Origin of the sequence: Candidatus Kryptonium sp., from assembly GCA_025060635.1 — a bacterium.
Taxonomy (GTDB): Bacteria; Bacteroidota; Ignavibacteria; order Kryptoniales; family Kryptoniaceae; genus Kryptonium.
The window spans coordinates 59,377-75,800 of sequence record JANXBN010000001.1 but is presented as its reverse complement, the minus strand read 5'-3'; the positions used below and the strand labels follow the sequence as shown (position 1 = coordinate 75,800).

Below are 16,424 nucleotides of genomic sequence, written 5' to 3'. Positions count from 1 at the left end.
GTTTCAAAAGATGATCCTAAACGATAAAGTCGCAATTGTAACTGGGGCAAGCAGAGGTATCGGTAGATCAATTGCTTTGTTATTTTCAAGAGAAGGAGCGAAAATTTCAGCCGTTGCAAGGACGGAGGAAGATTTGAAAAAATTAAAATCGGAAATTGAATCAGCAGGTGGCAAATGCTTGATCTTTAAAGGTGATGTTTCAAATGAAGATGATGTTAAAAAAGTGATTGAAAAGACAATTGACGAATTTGGGAAAATTGATATACTTGTGAATAATGCTGGATTTGGAATATATAAGCCAGTCGTTGATCTTTCGGTAGAAGAATTTGATAGTATGGTCGGGGTAAATTTTCGTGGTGTTTTTCTCTTCACGAAATATGTCTTACCGTATATGATGAAGCAAAATTCAGGAGTTATAATCAACATTTCTTCAATCGCTGGGACTCTTGGGGTTAAAAACATGGCTGTTTATTCTGCGACGAAGTGGGCAGTAAATGGATTTACAGAGTCATTAATTCATGAGGTAAGGGAATACAATATTCGCGTTGCCTCGCTTTGTCCAGGTTCAGTTGATACCAACTTTTCAAATGTTGCTGGCTCAAATCCACCGTCAAGAGACAAAGTTCTTAAACCTGAAGATGTTGCTCAAACTGCTCTTCTTATCGCATCTTTGCCAGAACGAGCTATGTTAAGTCATTTGATTTTGAGACCAACAAATCCAAAGTGAAAATGGAAGAAAAGGTTTACTCAAAATTATAGCAATAGCCTCGTTCCAAAAAATTCAAATCGCGATGAAGAAAAAAGTTATTATCACTCACAGAATTCGTTCCTCGCTTGTTGAAAAAATAATATCACAAATCGGGGATAAGGCAGATATAGTCTTTGATCCAGAGAAAAAGGAAATTGACAATGTAATTGAAAGTGTTGAGATAATTTTTGGTGATTTCAAAAGAGAGCATTTTATTAAAGCTAAAAATTTGCGCTGGGTTCATTTGGGATATGCGGGTGTTGATATGATTCTCTATCCTGAGGTTGTAAATTCAGATGTCATTTTGACATGTTCAAAGGGAATTCATCAATTTCATATGACGGAATTTTTATTCGGGATGATCTTGACGCTTACCCGAAAGTTTGATAAAATTTACGAAAATCAAAAGCTCAAAAAATGGGATAAGCAAATTGCTAAAGATTTTGAATCTTTATATGGAAAGACGATGGGAATTCTTGGGCTTGGTAACATTGGGCGACAGATTGCTAAAGTTGCAAAAGCGTTTGGAATGTATGTCATTGGGTTGAAGAGAACAAAAGCAGAGGTTGAAAATGTTGATGAGGTTATAACAAAAGATGAGATTGATCGCTTGTTAGAAAATTCTGATTTTATTGTTGTTGCTTTGCCACTTACGGAGGAAACATATCACTTAATAGGCGAAAGAGAGTTTGAGATGATGAGGAAGAAGCCATATTTTTTCAACATTGGTCGTGGAGCGGTTGTTGATGAGAAAGCTTTGATAAATGCTTTAAGGAGCGGGAGGATTCGCGGGGCAGGGCTTGATGTGTTTGAAGAAGAACCATTATCGTCTGATTCACCACTTTGGGAAATGGGAAATGTTTTAATAACTCCACATATTTCAGGTCTTTTCCCGAACTATTGGGAAGAACCTGTGAATCTTTTCATTGAGAATTTTAGAAGATATGTCAATGGCAGAGAGATGCTAAATGTTGTTGATAAGAAAGTTGGGTATTGATTTAGTTTGAGTTTTGCGAAATTATTTTATAAACCATCTGACTTAACACTACCTTGCTATCAATTGGGGCTGTTTTTATAAGTTCATCTGCCTCAATTAGATATCTGAATGCGTTTTTAATCTCGCTTTCTTTAAATTTGTTAAGTTGGTTGATGTATTCACGGATGTGATATGGGCTAAGTTGGAGCGAGTTTGCAAGTTTCTTAGGATCTTTTTCTGTTTTCATTAATTCGTGTAATTTCCAAAGCGTCATAAAATATCTCGTCAGCATTGTTAAAATTACTGGAGGTAGTTCTCCCGCTTGAAGGATGCGTTCTACTATTGTTATTGATAGCTGTAAGTTCCTCTCTCCAATTGCTCTTTGAAGGTCAAAGACAGTGAAGTTTCTTGATAAACCAACCGCTTGTTTTACATCCTCAACATCAATCGTTTTCTTTTCTTCTGTGAAGATGAAAAGTTTTTTAATTTCGTTATCAAGGTCACGAAGCGAGTTTCCAACATATGCTTGAAGAAGTTTACAAGCCTCGCTTGTTATATCTTTCCCTTTCCACGGAGGTATTTCGCCAAGTTCTTTAACTCTTTTTGCGATCCAGCTTGGTATTTGCCAATCGTAAGGTGCTTTCAGCTCAACGACATCGGCGAGATCAAATAGTTTTTTATAGATTTCTTTTTCAAAGTCAGGCTCGCTTAAAACGATTATGAAAATCGTGTCTTGATTTGGTCTTTTGAGATAGTTTATAAATGCTTCAAATTCCTTTTCTTTCTTTGATCGTGATATTTTATTTAAAAATTTTTCTGAATTTCGCATCACGACAACTCGTTTTGAACTCATGACGGGAAGGAGAAGAAGAAGCGAGATCAAGTTTTGAGTATCAATTTCGTTTCCATAGACGACATCAAAATTGAACTCCCGCAGCCCTTCCGCCAATGCGTTTTCAATTATCAATTTTATGGATTCCTCAATCAAAAACTCTTCATTTCCATAAAAGACATAAACAGGTGAAAATTTTTTATGTTTAACAGCGAGGCGTAATTTGTCAAAATCAATCTTCTCCTTCTCCATTTTATGATGTATGCTTATTCTTTGCTTTTATCCAATAAACATAAGCTGGAATTCCAATGAGAACAAGCAATAGACCAAGTCCAGAGCTTTTCGGATCGCCGACGATGATATAGATTATAAAGAATACAGCAACAAGAATATATAAAATTGGGATCACGGGGTAGCCCCATGCTTTATATGGTCTTTCACGATTTGGATATTTCTTTCGCAATATGAAAAGTCCCATAACGGTTAAAACATTGAAAAGAAGCGATGTGAACGCAGTATATGTTAAAAGTGCTGAATATGTACCGCTTAATGTTAAAACACTTGACCATATTCCTTGAAGTATTAAGGAGTTAACAGGTGTCTTGTATTTTGGATGAAGTTTCCCTGCGCCTTTGAAAAATAAACCATCTTTCGCCATCGCATAGTAGACCCTCGGTGCTGCAAGTATCATCCCATTATCACAACCGAAAGTTGAAATCATAATTGCGATTGCAATAAGTTGTGCTCCGATCACGCCGAAGATTCGTTCTGCTGCTTCAGCGGCGACCCTATTATCAGGGATAACTGCCATTTCTCTTATTGGGACAATGTAAAGATAAGCCATATTTGCAAGCACATAGACAATCATAACTCCGATCGTCCCAAGGACAAGCGAGCGTGGGACAGTTTTATGAGGTTCTTTTACTTCTTCAGCTGCAAATGTAACAGAGTTCCAAGCATCGTAGGCGAAAAGAGCTTTTGACATCGCAACTGCGAAAGCAGCAAGAAAACCCATTGAAAGCGCCTCAGGCGGAGCTATAGGTTGAAAATTTTCAATAGAAAAACTTTCAAAAAAATTAGCCCAGTTCCCATTTCCAATTGCGAAGGCTAGGATAACTAAAGCAACTATCGCAGCAATTTTTGAAACTGTAAATAAATTTTGAACAAAGGCACCGAACACAACGCCGAGAGAATTTATGATAGTTAAAAATGCTATAACTCCAACTCCGACAATTTGAGCACTGTTCAGTGTGTAATCCCATCCAAAGATGTTAATTTTAAGTATCACATTATTCTCTGATAAAGCAGGGATGAAAACTCCGAGATATTTTGCGAAAGCGATCGCAACTGCTGCAATGAAACCACTTTGAATTACGAAGAAAAGCGTCCATCCATAGAGAAATCCAAGCAATGGATTATATGCTTCGCGCAAGAAGACATATTGACCACCAGCTTTTGGCATCATTCCCGCAAGCTCGCCGTATGCTATAGCTCCAAACGCAGTCAAAATTCCTCCTATAATCCACAGCAATATCAAAAATTGAGGAACAGGCATATATCCAGCCATAATTGAAGGAGCGATGAAGATCCCTGATCCAATCATTGAACCCATGACTATCATCGTTGCATCAAAAAGACCAAGCTTCGCTTCAAACTTTACTTCTTTTTGAACCTCAACTTCTTGAGCCATATGATCCTCCGCCTTTGTTTAACGGATTATTATTTGCTCTTGATTTTCTTAACATAAACTTTTTTCATCTCTACTCTATCAATTGGGTTATCTCTTTGATCTCTTTGAACTTGTGCTATTTTTTCAACTACATCCATTCCTTCTATAACTCTACCAAAGACTGTGTAATTACCATCAAGATGCGGCAGATCTTTTAAGCAAATATAGAACTGACTTCCGTTTGATCTTTTCTCAGGGTTTACGCTGTCAGGTTGCCTTGCAGCTCCAACAAATCCTTTCTTGTGTGGCATTTTTATTTCCGCAGGGAGGGTGTATCCAGGACCACCTCTTCCGTCATTGTTTCTATCATTATCTTTTGAAAGTGGATCTCCACCTTGGATCACGAAATCGGGAATAACTCTGTGAAATGTTGTTCCGTTGTAGAAGCCATCACGAGCAAGCTTTTTAAAGTTTTCGGCATGCTTTGGGGCGACATCATCAAATAGTTCAATAACTATGTTCCCGAATTTCGTTTCAATTACGACTACTTCTTTTTCCTCTTTTTTCTCTTGCAGATTAAAGATGGAAAAAATTAAAGCGAGAATAATTGCTGTTGTTCTCATTTTCGTTTTGAGATTTTATTTTAGAAAAATTAAACCAAGAAAACCGATGATTAAGCAATAATAGGCAAACAAGCTGAAGTTGCCGCGAGAGATCACTTTCAATAAAAACTTTATGGCGATATATCCAGTTATGAAGGAAACGAAAGCGGAAAAAAGAAGCAGTGGAATTTTCTCAAAGAGGGAAAACTCAATTATTTCTTTCGTTTTAAGCAAAGTTGCTCCAAAGATTGCTGGAAGTGAAAGCAGAAAAGAAAATCTTGCACTTTTTACTCCACTTATCCCAGCAAACATACCTGCGCTTATAGTTGCCCCAGACCTTGATATTCCAGGTAAAATTGCAAATGCTTGTGCAATTCCAACAAAAAATGACGAGGCGAAATTAAAATCTTTTTCAGGACTGTTTTTCGCAAATCGCGTTGAGAAAAGAACTAATCCAGTTAACACCAAAAACATCGCTGTTAATCTCGGGTTTTGAAAAAGCATTTCAATTTTTTCCTCAAATAAGACACCAATGACTCCAGCTGGTATTGAAGCCCAAAGTATAAGTATTGCGGTTTTGAAATTTTCGTCGGTTTGTAAATTCGTCTTGAATTTACTTGCCTGGAAAATTTTTGAAAAGAAAGACGCTACAATTTCCTTTATATCTTTCCAAAATATGACGAGCACGCTTAACATCGTCCCGAAGTGGACGAAGACCTCAAAATCAATTCCTGTTTTCTTTACTCCTAAAAGATGTTCAGCTAGAACGAGATGTCCAGAGCTGCTTATAGGTAAAAATTCCGTCAATCCCTGTAATATCGCAAGCAAAAAGCTTTCAAAATAGCTCATTTCAGTTTCTTGTGAGTTTTTAAAAATAATAACTAAATCCGAAGCGAATTGCAACTCCGAAAAAATTTAATCTTAGGTTTCTGTCCTCGCCAAATGGTTTGCGGATTATTATCTTGTTTTTGTTCTCATCTCTTGCTTCTTCTGTTAAACCAAATTTGGCATCCGCTGAAAGGTGAACATAAACTTTTCCGTCAAGTCGTGATGAGAATGCAGTTTCAATTTTAAACATTCCTCCATTTGCTCTGTAATTTATCTCTTTTCCTGAAAGAGGCAAGATCTGGGAAAAGTAACCATTTACGAAGCCAAAGCCAGCTCCAATCTTGATGATGTAGATCTCTTGAGGTTGAAAAGAAAGGTAATTTAAAATCAGCGACGGGGTGTGAATTTTGTATGTTAAAGTATAGTTTAACGGAACGCCTGTTGATGTCTCTTCAAGATTGTATTGTTTTAAAGTGTATGCGTAATCAATTTTTATTGAGATGTCTTTGCTGATTTTGAATTCAGATGTTAACCAAAGCTCCGGTGCACCGCTAAATTCGCTCATCTTTTTTCCAGTTATAGATGTGATGTAATCAGAAACATCGGGAAGATTGATGTAATTTACACCAAGCCCAGCGGAAAGGCAGATATAGTTTTTATTCTTAAGGTTTAGATCTTGCGAATTTAAAAAATAAGAGATCGTCAACAGCAAAGCTAAGCTCTGATAAAATTTTATTTTCATCAGGAGAAAAACCTTTCGTTGTTCAAGTTGTGTTTTAAAGATAAAAAATTGTGTTTCAAATTTCAAAAATTGCTTTGCTTGACGAAGTAAAACTATGATTGAACGCTCTCTTGTTGATTGAGGAATTCCTGCTAAGCGCTTTCAGGTAGGTTTGAAAATGCAAGTTTTATTTAATATATTTTGACAAAATTTTTTCTGTCCGAAAAGAATTTGAAATCGTTTATATGAGCACGACCGGAGTAATAAAAATTAAAAACGCGATCTTCTACGGTTATCACGGAGTTCATGCGTCCGAACAAAATTCGGGCGGTAGATTTGAGGTTGATGTTGATCTTTATTGTGATTTTTCCGAAGCTGCTTTGACTGATTCGTTAAGAAGTACGATTGATTATGAACAGGTTTATAATTTTTTGAAGGATTTGATCACGGAGAGAAAATTTTATTTAATTGAAGCACTTGCCTCAAAAATTGCACATGGCTTGATTGAGAAATTTGAAAAGGTTCAAAAGGTTATTGTCCGCGTTCGGAAACCATCTCCACCTGTTGGTGGCGTCATTGACTGCGTTGAGGTTGAAATTGAAATGAAAAGAGATTAAACCTAATGCCCGTCGCATACCTCGGTATAGGTTCAAACCTCGGTGATAGGATCAAATATATCCAAAGAGCTCTTGTTGCTTTATCAAAACTTCCCAGGACAAAGATAACAAAGATCTCTTCGCTTTATGAAACCGAGCCGTACGGAAAGAAGGATCAACCATGGTTTATAAATATCGTAGTGGAGATACTTACAGAATTAAGTCCTTTTGAGCTTTTCAAGAAATGTAAGTCAATTGAGAAAATACTTGGTCGTCAATCCCGAGAAAGGTGGATGGAGCGTGAAATTGATATAGATATTCTGCTATATGGTGATGTTGTGATTTCAACAGATGAAATACAAATCCCGCATCCGGATATGCATAACCGTCGTTTTGTTCTCATACCACTGGGCGAAATTGCTCCAAAGGCAATCCATCCAGTTTTCAAAAAAAGCATATCGGAGCTTTTAATTGAATGTAAAGACACAACGAAAATAATTCACATTCCAGAGAAGATAGATTTAAAAAACATAATAGAGCCAGAGGTGAAAGAAGCAAAGTATATAGCAATTGAGGGAGTCATTGGGGTTGGGAAAACATCGCTTGCAAAATTGTTGGGCGAACGCCTCAATGCGAAAATTGTCCTTGAACAATACTACGAAAACCCATTTCTTGAGAAATTTTATCAAAACAGAGAAAGATACGCCTTTCAGACCCAGATATTTTTCCTATTGAGCAGATACCGTCAGCAGATGGAACTTTTACAAAGAGATTTATTTCACGAGTATTTAATTACCGACTATATCTTTGACAAAGACAAAATCTTTGCTCACATCAACTTGAAAGGTGACGAGCTAAAACTTTACGAAATGCTCGTAAGTTTGCTTGAGAAGAATATACCTGTGCCAGATCTTGTGATTTATCTTCAAGCAAGCGTTGAAAGGTTGATGTATAATATAAGAAAGCGCGGGCGACCCTTTGAAAGAAATATAAGCGAAGATTATATTCGTGAACTTTCGGAAGCGTATAATGAGTTCTTCTTCAATCAATATAAGAAATCCCCTGTCCTTGTTATAAATGTGACAGAAATTGATTTTGTAGGCAGTGGAGAAGATTTTGAGGATCTGATGGAAAAAATTTTAAGCCCGAGAAGAGCCTATCTTGAATACTACAATCCGGGAAAAAAATAAGGTGTAAAGATGATTAGACTCTTAATTTTGCTTTTGTTAATCTATATCGCTTACAAATTTTACAAGGTTTTTATACATTACAAACGCAAAGTTGATGCGCTTGAGAGTGAATTAAGAAAGAGAAAAATAAATGAGATGAAAGACACTGATTATGAAGAAATAAAATGACGAAGTTGAAAAAGCTCAACGAGATCCTCCGAAAAATTGATCCCTTCAGAAGCAAAAAAGTAAAGTTTTTCTTCATTAACATTTTTAAAAATTTTTTCAACTCCGAGGTTTTAGCAAAGGTTAGTAAGTCGGAAAGGATAAAAGTTGATTTCGGTAATGTTGGTAAAATTTTAGTCGTGAGACAGCACAATCAGCTCGGGGATATGCTTTGTGCAGTCCCACTTTTGAGAGCACTTCGTCAGAGGTTCCCCAATGCTAAAATTACACTTATCACAAGCCCAGTAAATTACGAAGTGATGAAAGATAATCCATTTGTTGATGAAGTAATTAATTTTGATAAACAAAAATTTTTACTATCTCCGTTAAAATTTTTTGACTTTGTAAGGAAACTTCGCTCTGGATTTGACATAGCGATAGTTCCAGTGACTGTTTCAATATCAACGACGAGCAATTTTATTGCTTACTTTTCTGGAGCGAAAATTCGCATCGGACCAGCGACGCTTGATGGAAAAGAAAATCCAACGGCGTTTCTTTTTAATTATCAAATAGATCTTGACTGGAGAAATGAGGAGAAGAAACATCAGACGGAAAGAAATCTTGATATCGTGCGACCATTTGGAATTGATACGGATGATCTAAGCTATGTAATTCCATATGGCGAGGATGATAAAGAATTTGCAAAAAAGTTTTTAAGCAAAAGAAAGAATTTTAAATTTGTATTTGGTTATCATCCCGGTGCTGGAAAAGTGCAAAACCGATGGGATGCTGATAACTTCGGGACGCTTGCAATTAAACTTGCCGATGAGTTCAACGCACTTACCTTGATAACAGCTGGACCGATGGATGACGAACCAGTTGAAAAAATGATAAAGAAAATTGACGGAAAAATTGAATATCTCGTCTTAAAAAATGAGAAAATAAGCAGGATTGTCGCAATAATTGACCAAATTGATCTTTTCATTACAAACGATACTGGCATAATGCATGTTGCGGGGGCGACATCAACACCGGTGATTTCTTTGTTCGGTCCAACAAATCCACATCAATGGTCACCGATCAATAAAAATAAATTTTTCATCTGGGCGAAAACAAGGAATATCAACGATATTCAAATTATGGAAGTTTATGATCTCGCGGTTAAAATTTTGAACAGGGGGAATTGACATCTTAAAAATCGGATATTTTTACATCTTCGGAAATTTTGAGGTGTTCATAGTTTTAAACTTCCGACTTTATTTTTGAAAAAAATTTTTTAAATTTTGATTACCGATTGATACAAGCGATCTTTTGCGGAGCGCATTTGTGGTGTAGAAGAAAGGTTTAGATATTATTGCGAAAAGATGATTTTGTTTTTTAGTTCGTTAAACAAAGTTTTAAAGTTAAAATGCTTGAAGGCAAGAAGATAATTGTTGGCGTAACGGGCGGAATTTCCGCATATAAAACCTGCTATGTTGTTCGTGGTTTGAAAAAGCTCGGCGCTGATGTAAAGGTTGTGATGACACCATCCGCTACGCAATTTGTAACTCCTTTGACATTTTCAACTCTTTCTGGGAACGATGTTATTGTAGATATGTTTCCCACATCAAGTCATCAAGGAACTGGAGCTCGCACTTGGCATATTGATCTTGCTTTGTGGGCAGATCTTATGCTCATAGCTCCTGCAACTGCGAACACGATTGCAAAAATTGCAAATGGTATTGCAGATAATTTTTTAACATCACTTGTCCTTGCGATGCGCTGTCCAGTTGTGCTTGCCCCAGCGATGGATGTTGATATGTATTTAAATGAGATAACGCAGCGAAATTTGAAATCTTTAAAAGAACTTGGCTATCTAATCATTGATCCAGAGGAGGGTGAACTGGCAAGTGGACTTGTTGGAATTGGAAGAATGGCTGAACCAGAAAAAATAATTGAGTTTGTTAAAGAGTTTTTTGCTGGTGTGAAATTTGATTTGAAAGGTAAAAAATTTCTCATAACAGCTGGACCAACCTATGAACTGATTGATCCGGTGCGTTTTATAGGAAATTGGTCCACTGGAAAAATGGGATTTGAGATAGCAAAATCCGCTGTGCATCGTGGTGCAGAGGTGATCTTGGTTTCAGGTCCAACGCAACTTGCCACACCAAAAAATGTGAAAAGAATTGATGTCGTGACATCCGATGAAATGTTTGAAGCGGTGATAAAATTTTACGACGAGGTTGATGTAGTTATAATGTCAGCTGCAGTGGCAGATTATACACCTGTTTACAAGTTTGAGAAGAAACTGAAAAAAGAAGATTTATCTGGCGAAGTAGTTGAATTGAAATTGAAAAAGACGAAAGACATACTTAAGTATCTCGGTGAGCATAAGAAAAATCAAGTGCTGGTCGGCTTTGCACTTGAAACTGACAACGCAGTTGATAACGCTATGCGGAAGCTGAAAGAGAAAAACCTTGATTTAATCGTGCTCAACACTCTTGGTGAAGGTTCGGGTTTTGGATATGACACAAACATAGTTACAATAATTTCAAAAGATGGTGAAGTTGAAAGCTTGCCGAAGATGACAAAATATGAGGTCGGACATAGAATTCTTGATAAGGTTTCACAGATTTTTAAAAAAGGTGAGGCGATGAAATGAAAAATGAAATAAAAAAAGTTTTGGACGAAGCTAAGCGATATTTTCTTCAACAGGAGAGTTTATTTGGAGATGAGATAATTTTACCGAAGAACAAAACAATAGATGAAAAAGAACAAGAGCGACCTAAAGAAAAATTGATTGAAAAATCTTCGGATGAGCTGTTTGGTGTTGATCCAACTTGGATAGAGGCAAAAACGCTTGGCGAACTTGAAGGGAAGATTAAAAATTGTGTTAAGTGTCCGCTTGGTAAAATGAGAACAAACTTTGTTTTCGGTGTTGGAAATCCTAACTCGGAAGTTGTCTTTATAGGTGAAGCTCCTGGAGCCGATGAAGATTTACAAGGTGAGCCGTTTGTTGGAAGAGCAGGGCAACTTTTAAATCAACTCCTTGCGAATGTCGGCTTTAGAAGGGATGAAGTTTACATATGTAATGTCCTCAAATGTCGTCCGCCGGGAAATCGTGATCCACAACCATCTGAAATAGAAGCCTGTAGTCCGTATCTTATAAAACAACTTGAGATAATAAAGCCAAAATTGATTGTTTCGCTTGGGCGTTTTCCAGTGCAAACACTTTTAAAGACGAACGCATCTCTTACCTCGCTTCGTGGTCAAATTTTTGAATGGCGCGGAATAAAAATGATAGCAACATATCATCCAGCAGCTGCTTTAAGAAATCAACAATGGAAACGACCACTTCTTGAAGATTTGCGCAAGGCAAGAGAAATCCTTTTGACAAAATAAAAATTTAAAGCATTAAAAAGTATGGCGATTGAAAAAGGATTGAAACAAGAGTTCCCATTGGAAAAAATAACCAAAGATTATAAACTAACATCTGCCCAAGAACCAAAGGAAATTGTTCCTAAGGTCTTACCTCAAGCGCAGGAAATTGAGATCGCTGTTCTTTCTGCGATGATAATTGATCCTGATTGTATTCCAAATGTAGTTGAGATTTTAAAACCGGAATGTTTCTATAAGGAGGAACATCAAATAATTTACAGAGCAATCGTTGATCTTTTCACGGCGGGCAAATCAGTTGATTTGTTTCTTTTAACTCAAGAATTGAAAAAAAATGGTTTGCTTGAAAAAGTAGGTGGTGCTGCGTATTTAACGGAGATCTCAAATGCGGTTGCCACTTCTGCAAATGTTCAAGAATATGCGCGTGTTATTCACGACAAATATATCCTTCGTGAGCTTATTAGAATGTCAAACATAGTCGCAAATCTTGCGTTTAAGGAGGACACAGACGCGTTTGAATTACTTGATTTCACGGAGCAAAAATTGCTTGAGATTTCAGCTGAAAAGTTTAAGTCTGAAGCTGTAACACTCAAGAAGTCATTAAAGGAGGTTCTTGAAAAATATGAGGTAATAAATCGCGAAAAACGGCATCTTACGGGTGTTCCAAGTGGATTCCCCGAGATTGATGCATTGACGGGTGGTTTTCAAAAATCTGATTTGATAATAATTGCTGGACGACCTGGGATGGGTAAAACTGCTTTTGCTCTTTCAATCGCAAGGAATGCAGCGGTTGAAGGTAAAGTGCCAGTTGGTATATTTTCGCTTGAGATGTCGCTTGAGCAGATAACTTTGAGATTAATTTGTATGGAAACAAATGTTGATATGCATGCTCTAAGAACGGGAAGATTAACTCCAGAGGAGTGGCAAAAAATATCTGGACTTGTTGGTAGAATAAGCGATGCTCCGATTTTCATTGATGATACTCCCGCTTTGAGCACACTTGAACTTCGCGCTAAAGCAAGACGCTTAAAAGCTGAACACGATATTGGACTTATAATTGTGGATTACCTTCAACTTATGCAATCACCAAAAGCTGAATCAAGGGAACGGGAAATTTCAATGATATCAAGGTCTCTGAAATCGCTCGCAAAGGAGCTTGAAATTCCAGTAATTGCACTTTCACAGCTTAGAAGAGCGGTTGAGGAAAGAGGTGATAAAAGACCAATGCTTTCTGATTTGAGAGAGAGCGGATGTCTTACAGGGGATACTTTAATTTTAAATGCTGAAACAGGTGAACTTATTCCTATAAAAGAAGTTGCGGAGAAGAAACTTAAATTTAAAGTGCTAACCATCAACGAACACGGTCATGTTGAGCCGAAAAAGCTTTTGAAGGCATTTTACAGTGGTAAAAAACTTGTTTATCTTTTGAAGACGCGCACGGGTAGAGAAATAAAAGCATCAGCAAACCATCCTTTCTATACATTTGATGGGTGGAAAGCACTTGAAGAACTTGAAATCGGTGAACGAATCGCTCTGCCGAAGGAAATTCGCATTGAAATTAAAAATGAATTTTTAAGCGATGATGAAGTAATCTTTCTTGCGCATTTGCTTGGTGCTAAAGATAGATCAATCCATTACATCATCGGGAACAGCTCATCAATAAGGTTTTTGACTCAAATAGTTGAGCGTTTATTCGGTGTTAAACCAAAGGTTGCTAAGGAGAAGGGACGGTGGATTATTTATTTACCAACTTCTTCTATTTTGAATTGGTTTGATAAACTTGGCTATGATCTTGCTGAGTTTAACGAGAAAGGTTTGCCCTCTTGTATTTTCAAACTTTCAAACAACAAGATTGCTCTGTTTCTACATCATTTCTTGAAGGCAACTGGAAATGTTTCTTTTGAAAGATTAAACGATGACGAAAATGAATTGTTAAGTATGTGCTACTCAACAACAAGCGAGGTTTTAGCTCGCCAGGTTCAACATCTTCTTTTAAGAGTTGGTGTTCAAAGCTGTTTAGAGAAAGAGCAAAAAAAGAGCATATCAATTTACCGCGTTTATATCCGTGGCGATGAAAACATTGTTAAATTTTTGATAAAGATTAAGCACTTTGGCAAGGAGGAAGCGAAAGTAAAGATGATTTGGCAAAACATATTTGAAGCAAGAAAATTAAAACAAATGATTTTGTTGTATAGGTTCAGTGAGGCGATGGCAATGGTTTACAAGAATTCTAACTTGCCTAATCATAGTGTTATATTGAGAGGTATGATGCTTTTAAATAATTTGAATCAAAGGTCTCAAACCAAAAATGACATCTTCTGGGATGAGGTTGTTGAGATCAAACCTCTTGGCGTTGAAGATGTTTATGATGCAACGATTGAAGAAAATCATAATTTCTTAGCTAACGACATATTCGTTCACAACAGCCTTGAGCAAGATGCAGATGTTGTTATCTTTGTTCATAGACCTGAATATTATGGGATAACTGCATATGAAGATGGGGCACCAACGGAGGGGACAGCGGAAATTATCATAAGCAAGCAAAGGAACGGACCAATTGGAAGCGTGCGATTGAGTTTCTTGAAGCATTCAACAAAATTTGCGCGACTTGAAATTTCAAGAAGAGAATTTGAGGAAGAACCTTTTGAAGGGCCGCTTACGCCGGGCGGGCCTCCATTTTAAAAATAAATTTGATCTAAACTTATGCTTTCCCAAGTTTTGAGCGCTTCAACTTATGGGATAGATGCGTTTTTGGTAAAAGTAGAAACTCACATTGAACAAGGATTATTTTCGTTCACAATCGTTGGCTTGCCAGATAGCTCGGTTAAGGAAAGTCGTGAAAGAGTTAACGCTGCGATTAAAAATTCAGGGTTTAAGTTTCCAAACAAGAAAATAACCGTAAATTTAGCACCAGCTGATGTAAAAAAAGAAGGTTCACATTTTGACTTGCCGATAGCAATTGGAATCTTATCCGCAACCGACCAAATTCAATCTGACATACTTGATAAATTTATAATTCTTGGAGAATTAGCACTTGATGGAACATTGAGACCAATACATGGTGCTCTTCCGATCGCTATTTTAGCAAGGAATTCTGATTTAAAAGGTGTAATTCTCCCAAAAGAAAATGCGAAGGAGGCGGCGATAGTTTCAGAAATAGAAGTTTATCCGATGAGTTCGCTAACAGAAGTGGTGAATTTTTTGAATGGGGAGTATAGAATTTTGAATCCATTCAAAGTTGACATAAATGAGATTTTCAATCAAGAAAGCAGATATACGATTGATTTCGCAGATGTCAAGGGACAGGAAAATGTCAAGCGAGCTCTTGAGGTTGCAGCCGCCGGAGGACATAATGTTATAATGATCGGACCCCCGGGGAGTGGTAAAACGATGCTTGCGAAGCGACTTCCAACAATTTTACCACCAATGACGCTTGAGGAAGCTCTTGAAACGACTAAAATTCATTCAGTTGCTGGGCTTCTACCACCAGATACAGCTCTTGTTGCAACGCGTCCATTCCGAGCCCCGCATCACACAATTTCTGATTCAGCTCTTGTTGGAGGTGGGACAATACCACGACCTGGTGAAATTTCGCTTGCTCATCACGGAGTTTTATTTCTTGATGAACTTCCTGAATTTAATCGCAATGTTCTTGAAGTTTTAAGACAACCGCTTGAAGATAAAAAAGTCACTATAAGCAGAACAAAGATGACGGTTGAATATCCTGCTAACTTCATGCTCGTCTGCGCAATGAATCCGTGTCCGTGTGGAAATCTCGGCAATCCATACCAGCAGTGCACTTGCTCCCCAGCGCAAATTCAAAAATATATGGGAAAAATTTCTGGACCACTTCTTGATAGAATTGACATCCATATTGAAGTTCCCGCTGTTAAATACTCTGAACTCGTTAGCAAATCCACAGGCGAGACATCATCACAAATAAGAGAAAGGGTAATAAAAGCTAGGGAGATACAGCTTCAAAGATTTAAAGGGCGAAAGAATCTTTTCAAAAATGCAGATATGCAAACCAAGGAGATTCGTGAGTTTTGTAAGATTGATCCCGAGGGCGAGTTAATTTTGAAAAATGCGATCACAAAACTTGGGCTTTCTGCCCGTGCTTACGATAAAATACTTAAAGTTGCAAGGACAATCGCAGATCTTGCCGGAAGCCAAAACATAAAACCTGAACATTTAAGCGAAGCAATTCAATATCGTAGCCTTGATAGAAGTATGTGGGGACTTATTCCTTGAGATAATCTGATAGTTTTCGTTTGGCGTATTTATTTCTAATTGCTTTGAGATTGATTCTGTTATCTTGTAAAATTTTGCGAACTGAGCCAACTGATATTTCAACATTGTAAATTTTTTTCATTGCCTTGACAATTGTTCGGAGCGTCCAATATCTTTTCTCAATTCCAAATTCAAAAGGGGCAAACTCACTAACTAAGTTTATAATTTGTTGCTTTTCTTCTGCGAATTTTTCTTTCTTTCCTCGCTTTTTGGGTAGAACTGCATCTAAACCATTTTTCTCAAAAAGTTTTACTATGTTGTGAACAGCTTGTTTCGTTAGACCTATTTCTCGTGATATTTCTTTCAGCGATTTGCCCTCTGATTTCAACAGAACAGCTTTAGCTCTGCGATTGGAGATTGAGTTAACTTCTGTTTCATTTAAGATTTTGAGTAGTTCATTCTTTTCCTCTTGTGTTAGGTATAGCGTTCGTTTTATGCCCATCGTAGATCAAT

General features: G+C 37.1%; 16 protein-coding genes. 10 read left to right on the top strand and 6 right to left on the bottom strand.

Annotated features, from left to right (window positions below; genetic code table 11):
• Positions 1 to 10 precede the first annotated feature (10 nt).
• Together NZ923_00375 and NZ923_00370 are read left to right on the top strand one after the other, a co-directional pair.
• Positions 11 to 727 (top strand): SDR family oxidoreductase, encoded by a 717-nt coding sequence (locus tag NZ923_00375; GenBank protein ID MCS7228472.1) that lies wholly within the window; start codon positions 11 to 13, stop codon positions 725 to 727.
• Between the two features lie 64 nt (positions 728 to 791).
• Positions 792 to 1,745, top strand: a complete 954-nt coding sequence (locus NZ923_00370) for a D-2-hydroxyacid dehydrogenase (protein MCS7228471.1) — start codon at positions 792 to 794, stop codon at positions 1,743 to 1,745.
• 1 nt (position 1,746) lies between these two features.
• Here NZ923_00370 and holA read toward each other — a convergent pair whose 3' ends face one another.
• Genes holA through NZ923_00345 form a run of 5 tightly spaced genes read right to left on the bottom strand, consistent with a single transcriptional unit; the run spans position 1,747 to position 6,397 of the window.
• Positions 1,747 to 2,808 (bottom strand): DNA polymerase III subunit delta, encoded by a 1,062-nt coding sequence (holA, locus tag NZ923_00365; protein ID MCS7228470.1) that lies wholly within the window; start codon positions 2,806 to 2,808, stop codon positions 1,747 to 1,749.
• A gap of 1 nt (position 2,809) precedes the next feature.
• Positions 2,810 to 4,246, bottom strand: coding sequence for an amino acid permease (locus tag NZ923_00360; protein ID MCS7228469.1), 1,437 nt, complete (start codon positions 4,244 to 4,246; stop codon positions 2,810 to 2,812).
• Between the two features lie 29 nt (positions 4,247 to 4,275).
• Complete coding sequence (locus NZ923_00355; protein MCS7228468.1) at positions 4,276 to 4,848, bottom strand: peptidylprolyl isomerase; 573 nt, start codon at positions 4,846 to 4,848, stop codon at positions 4,276 to 4,278.
• Positions 4,849 to 4,863: 15 nt separating this feature from the next.
• The gene (locus NZ923_00350; protein ID MCS7228467.1) at positions 4,864 to 5,676 is read right to left on the bottom strand and encodes an undecaprenyl-diphosphate phosphatase; all 813 of its coding nucleotides are present in this window, start codon (positions 5,674 to 5,676) and stop codon (positions 4,864 to 4,866) included.
• A 19-nt stretch (positions 5,677 to 5,695) separates the two neighbouring features.
• A complete protein-coding gene (locus NZ923_00345) occupies positions 5,696 to 6,397 on the bottom strand; it encodes a hypothetical protein (protein ID MCS7228466.1) in 702 nt (233 codons plus the stop codon).
• 224 nt (positions 6,398 to 6,621) lie between these two features.
• Between NZ923_00345 and folB the strand changes: the two genes are divergently transcribed.
• From folB to NZ923_00305, 8 genes are all read left to right on the top strand, one after another.
• On the top strand, positions 6,622 to 6,993 hold the full coding sequence (gene folB, locus NZ923_00340) for a dihydroneopterin aldolase (protein MCS7228465.1): 372 nt from the start codon (positions 6,622 to 6,624) through the stop codon (positions 6,991 to 6,993).
• Positions 6,994 to 6,998: 5 nt separating this feature from the next.
• Complete coding sequence (gene folK / locus NZ923_00335; GenBank protein ID MCS7228464.1) at positions 6,999 to 8,162, top strand: 2-amino-4-hydroxy-6-hydroxymethyldihydropteridine diphosphokinase; 1,164 nt, start codon at positions 6,999 to 7,001, stop codon at positions 8,160 to 8,162.
• A 9-nt stretch (positions 8,163 to 8,171) separates the two neighbouring features.
• On the top strand, positions 8,172 to 8,330 hold the full coding sequence (locus NZ923_00330) for a hypothetical protein (GenBank protein ID MCS7228463.1): 159 nt from the start codon (positions 8,172 to 8,174) through the stop codon (positions 8,328 to 8,330).
• Complete coding sequence (locus NZ923_00325) at positions 8,327 to 9,493, top strand: glycosyltransferase family 9 protein (GenBank protein MCS7228462.1); 1,167 nt, start codon at positions 8,327 to 8,329, stop codon at positions 9,491 to 9,493. The genes NZ923_00330 and NZ923_00325 overlap by 4 nt, the downstream gene beginning before the upstream one ends.
• Positions 9,494 to 9,714: 221 nt before the next feature.
• Entirely contained in the window at positions 9,715 to 10,947 is a 1,233-nt protein-coding gene (gene coaBC, locus NZ923_00320; GenBank protein ID MCS7228461.1) for a bifunctional phosphopantothenoylcysteine decarboxylase/phosphopantothenate--cysteine ligase CoaBC, read from the top strand.
• Positions 10,944 to 11,687: a uracil-DNA glycosylase gene (locus NZ923_00315; protein MCS7228460.1), complete on the top strand. Its 744-nt coding sequence runs from the start codon at positions 10,944 to 10,946 to the stop codon at positions 11,685 to 11,687. The genes coaBC and NZ923_00315 overlap by 4 nt, the downstream gene beginning before the upstream one ends.
• A gap of 21 nt (positions 11,688 to 11,708) precedes the next feature.
• Positions 11,709 to 14,363 (top strand): replicative DNA helicase, encoded by a 2,655-nt coding sequence (locus NZ923_00310; protein ID MCS7228459.1) that lies wholly within the window; start codon positions 11,709 to 11,711, stop codon positions 14,361 to 14,363.
• 21 nt (positions 14,364 to 14,384) lie between these two features.
• On the top strand, positions 14,385 to 15,932 hold the full coding sequence (locus NZ923_00305; protein ID MCS7228458.1) for a YifB family Mg chelatase-like AAA ATPase: 1,548 nt from the start codon (positions 14,385 to 14,387) through the stop codon (positions 15,930 to 15,932).
• On the opposite strand, the gene NZ923_00300 is transcribed toward NZ923_00305, so the two are convergent.
• Entirely contained in the window at positions 15,922 to 16,413 is a 492-nt protein-coding gene (locus tag NZ923_00300) for a helix-turn-helix domain-containing protein (GenBank protein MCS7228457.1), read from the bottom strand. The two genes, NZ923_00305 and NZ923_00300, sit on opposite strands and share 11 nt — an antisense overlap.
• Positions 16,414 to 16,424 lie beyond the last annotated feature (11 nt).

Excerpts from the sequence above, each read along its gene's own strand:
- NZ923_00375 (MCS7228472.1), top strand. The coding sequence starts at position 11 with ATGATCCTAAACGATAAAGTCGCAATTGTAACTGGGGCAAGCAGAGGT.
- NZ923_00370 (MCS7228471.1), top strand. The coding sequence starts at position 792 with ATGAAGAAAAAAGTTATTATCACTCACAGAATTCGTTCCTCGCTTGTT.
- holA (MCS7228470.1), bottom strand. The coding sequence starts at position 2,808 with ATGGAGAAGGAGAAGATTGATTTTGACAAATTACGCCTCGCTGTTAAA.
- NZ923_00360 (MCS7228469.1), bottom strand. The coding sequence starts at position 4,246 with ATGGCTCAAGAAGTTGAGGTTCAAAAAGAAGTAAAGTTTGAAGCGAAG.
- NZ923_00355 (MCS7228468.1), bottom strand. The coding sequence starts at position 4,848 with ATGAGAACAACAGCAATTATTCTCGCTTTAATTTTTTCCATCTTTAAT.
- NZ923_00350 (MCS7228467.1), bottom strand. The coding sequence starts at position 5,676 with ATGAGCTATTTTGAAAGCTTTTTGCTTGCGATATTACAGGGATTGACG.
- NZ923_00345 (MCS7228466.1), bottom strand. The coding sequence starts at position 6,397 with ATGAAAATAAAATTTTATCAGAGCTTAGCTTTGCTGTTGACGATCTCT.
- folB (MCS7228465.1), top strand. The coding sequence starts at position 6,622 with ATGAGCACGACCGGAGTAATAAAAATTAAAAACGCGATCTTCTACGGT.
- folK (MCS7228464.1), top strand. The coding sequence starts at position 6,999 with ATGCCCGTCGCATACCTCGGTATAGGTTCAAACCTCGGTGATAGGATC.
- NZ923_00330 (MCS7228463.1), top strand. The coding sequence starts at position 8,172 with ATGATTAGACTCTTAATTTTGCTTTTGTTAATCTATATCGCTTACAAA.
- NZ923_00325 (MCS7228462.1), top strand. The coding sequence starts at position 8,327 with ATGACGAAGTTGAAAAAGCTCAACGAGATCCTCCGAAAAATTGATCCC.
- coaBC (MCS7228461.1), top strand. The coding sequence starts at position 9,715 with ATGCTTGAAGGCAAGAAGATAATTGTTGGCGTAACGGGCGGAATTTCC.
- NZ923_00315 (MCS7228460.1), top strand. The coding sequence starts at position 10,944 with ATGAAAAATGAAATAAAAAAAGTTTTGGACGAAGCTAAGCGATATTTT.
- NZ923_00310 (MCS7228459.1), top strand. The coding sequence starts at position 11,709 with ATGGCGATTGAAAAAGGATTGAAACAAGAGTTCCCATTGGAAAAAATA.
- NZ923_00305 (MCS7228458.1), top strand. The coding sequence starts at position 14,385 with ATGCTTTCCCAAGTTTTGAGCGCTTCAACTTATGGGATAGATGCGTTT.
- NZ923_00300 (MCS7228457.1), bottom strand. The coding sequence starts at position 16,413 with ATGGGCATAAAACGAACGCTATACCTAACACAAGAGGAAAAGAATGAA.